This window comes from Microbacterium testaceum (assembly GCF_003075375.1).
GTDB classification, from domain to species: Bacteria; Actinomycetota; Actinomycetes; order Actinomycetales; family Microbacteriaceae; genus Microbacterium; species Microbacterium testaceum_E.
Map to the genome: position 1 here is coordinate 1 of NZ_QDFT01000090.1, position 2,880 is coordinate 2,880.

Here is a 2,880-nt window from a genome sequence, read left to right on the forward strand (position 1 = left end):
ACTCACCAGAGCACCTAGCCGCGCGGGTGGGAGACCCGCTGGCAGAAGCAATGGAACGAGCATCGAAGTACCACCCGGTCTACGGCCTCCAGAAGCGCCTCCTGATCGATGGGGCACTGTTCGTCTATGACGAATACCTGGACACCTGGACCGGCCCTCAGGGCGTGACCCTGGGCGGTCACACCATCCTTACGGGCATGAGCTACAACACCCGTGTGGAGGTGGCCAAGTGAGCGCCCTCTACAACTGGGCCGACCTCGCCCAGACAATCGATGTCAAGCTCGACACAGTGGACATGGCCGCGTTCATGGCACTGGACCCGAAGGACCAGGAGTCACATCCGGTCGGCAAGATGATTGAGGCGGTCGGCTCGGAGGTGCGCCGCGCCAAGGCTCGTGAGGCCGTGGAGACTGCGCGCCGTGAGGTCCTGCCGTTCGTGGTGATGTCGGAGAACGATATCCAGAACCTCCCTAGCCCTCAGTGGCTCGTAGAGGGGCTGATCCAGGAGTCCACCATCTGCATGTTGGCTGGGCCTGGAGGCCTGGGTAAGTCCTTCCTGGCGCTGGGCATCGCACGCGCTATGGCGTCGGGTGGTCCGTTCTTCGGCAAGAAGACTCAGCAGGGCAAGACGCTGTATGTCGTGGGTGAAGGTGCCGCCGCGTTCGGTGACCGTACCCGCGCCTGGGATGAGGCACACCCCACGCTCCAGGTGCCCGCTGACGGCATCGCCTACGTGACCCAGGGCGTGAACCTCAAGGACCCGGTGTCCGTCGAGACACTGGCAACCATGGTGGCGGACGGTGACTACTCGCTGGTCATCCTGGACACCCTGAGCCAGCTTGCCTACCTGGACAATGAGAACAACAACGCGGAGGTGGCGCTGACCTTCCGCGCTATCAAGTCCATCCGTGACGCTCGCGAGGGCACCACGGTTCTGGTGCTCGACCACACGCCGGTAAACGGTGGAAAGGTCCGTGGAGCTACCTCGAAGCGCGACAACTCAGACACCGTGATTATGGCTATCCCGGTGGGTGAGAAGGGTGAGGATGGATTCAGCCTGAGCACCCAGAACGATGACGGCGGCAAGCAGAAGGACGGCGCGGCGTTCGCGTGGCACGGCTTCGCGCTCCAGTCGGTCGGCAAGTCCGCAATCGTGGTGAACAACGGCGGCAAGCGCCCGATGTCGCCCTACTGGGAAAAGTGCCTCAAGGCCCTCCAGACCGGCCCCCAGTCGGCCAGCCAGCTACGCGATGCGTGCGGCATCGAAGGCGACATGCGTACCGGAGAAGGTAAGCGCCTGGGCCGTGAGGTGGAGCACTGGCTACGTGACGAACTCATCACGAAGTCGGACAGTAAGACCCGCCCGGTGTACTCGCTCTCGACTCAGGCTGAGGCGGTGCTGGCGTGACCCCCGAACAAATGCAGAAGATCACGGCTGACTTCATCGAAGCTCACCGCATCTATCAGGCAGAGCTAGAGGAACGTATCCAGGCGGTGGAGGCCCAGCTAGGCGTCCAGCCGTCCTGGCTCACGAAGAAGCTTGCGCGGTACCGCGAGGTCCACGCTGATGTTAAGGTTCCCGAATGAAGCGCATGGTGGCCCTGGTGGCTATGTCCCTGGTCCTCTTGACCGGGTGCCGGTCCTATACCCCGGAGCCTGACGCAAGCAAGGTACATGCGGCGTGGACCGTCTGCGGATGGGCTATCGAGGATCATCACACGGCCTTGAAAGAAGAGGTCACCCCGGAGGAACTAGCCGCCGAGATTCTGGACGTGTGCGGCGAAGAACCCCCGCTTCCGTAACACTATGGAGTTGGTCCGGAAGGCCCATGGCACCCTCTGTCATGGGCCTTCCGTGTACCCAGACAAACAGAAACCCCGGCCAGACCGCTACGGGGGTCTGACCGGGGCTTTTTCGAATTGTCTAGGTCAAGAATTGTTGGCGTCGCGGTAAGCCTTCTGGATTTCCTGGCTGATCCGACCGCGGTCAGACACCGTGTACCCGTTCGCCTGTGCCCAGGTCCGCATGGCGTTACGCTCTTCCTTGCTCGGCTCAGTCTTCCCGCCCGACTTAGCGGCGGTGCGGCCCGCCACTCGGGTAGCTGCGTCGATGTAGGGAGCCAGGAAGTCATCCAGCTTCTTGGCGTTCGCCTTACCCAGGTCGATCTTGTAGTCGGTCCCGGCGTAGGAGAAGAAGATTTCCTGAGCGTCCTTCTCATCGACCGCCTCTCCAGTGAGGTCATCGGTGATGTCGTAGACGGTGCGTTCCTTGCGTGCCATAAGACAGACACTAGCGTATGTCTACGCTTACCCGCCCCAGACCTTGACCCTTTCCGACCTGGATAGTGACGTTGCCCCGCACCAATGCGCGGCGCTTTTCGGGGTCTAGAGCATCGAACCACTTCTTGAATCCATCGGCGCTCTCGTAGCTATCCTCACCGGCCTTCATGAGGTCTTCCAACCACTCGGCGGCGAAGTCATCCGACAGGGCCTTCTCTAGCTGGGCGTCGATGTTCCGGCGCTTGTGATCTACAGCGGCCAAGGCCGTGGTGATCTTGGCGCGGTTCACGCCCTTGATGGTCAGCGCGTCCGTGAGGCTGTCCCGCTCACTCTCTAGCTCTGCCACCTCGGCCCGGAGAGCACGGACTGTGGAGCCGGTACCCTTGGGCGCGAACCACTTACCGCTCATGAAGCCGTAAAGCTTCGCCTCGACATAGGCCTCTAGCTTGCCCGCATGAATGGCGGTGTGCGTCTTATCCTTGACCACCCCGGCGTCATGGCACTGGTAGTAGAGCGTCTTCTTGCCCCGGCTGTTCACCGTGCGAGCGCGCATTGTCTGGCCACAGGCGCACTCGGCAACATCGGTCAGGTAGTGCTTGAG

Annotated in this window: 5 protein-coding genes; 3 read left to right on the forward strand and 2 right to left on the reverse strand. The window is 62.0% G+C overall.

Features of this window, described 5'->3' with window-relative positions; all coding sequences use genetic code 11:
• The 3 genes from DC432_RS15925 to DC432_RS16270 all read left to right on the forward strand — a co-directional run.
• Nucleotides 1-233, forward strand: a 233-nt coding sequence (locus tag DC432_RS15925) for a hypothetical protein (protein WP_207770855.1), incomplete at its 5' end; no start/stop codon positions are given.
• Nucleotides 230-1,408, forward strand: coding sequence for an AAA family ATPase (locus DC432_RS15930; protein ID WP_116538667.1), 1,179 nt, complete (start codon nt 230-232; stop codon nt 1,406-1,408). The genes DC432_RS15925 and DC432_RS15930, both read left to right, overlap by 4 nt.
• 11 nt (nt 1,409-1,419) lie before the next feature.
• Nucleotides 1,420-1,587, forward strand: coding sequence for a hypothetical protein (locus DC432_RS16270; protein WP_207770857.1), 168 nt, complete (start codon nt 1,420-1,422; stop codon nt 1,585-1,587).
• Nucleotides 1,588-1,928: 341 nt separating this feature from the next.
• On the opposite strand, the gene DC432_RS15940 is transcribed toward DC432_RS16270, so the two are convergent.
• Entirely contained in the window at nt 1,929-2,279 is a 351-nt protein-coding gene (locus tag DC432_RS15940) for a histone-like nucleoid-structuring protein Lsr2 (protein ID WP_207770859.1), read from the reverse strand.
• A 10-nt stretch (nt 2,280-2,289) separates the two neighbouring features.
• Nucleotides 2,290-2,880 (reverse strand): recombinase zinc beta ribbon domain-containing protein (locus tag DC432_RS16580; RefSeq protein ID WP_165801319.1); only part of this gene is annotated, 591 nt, incomplete at its 5' end.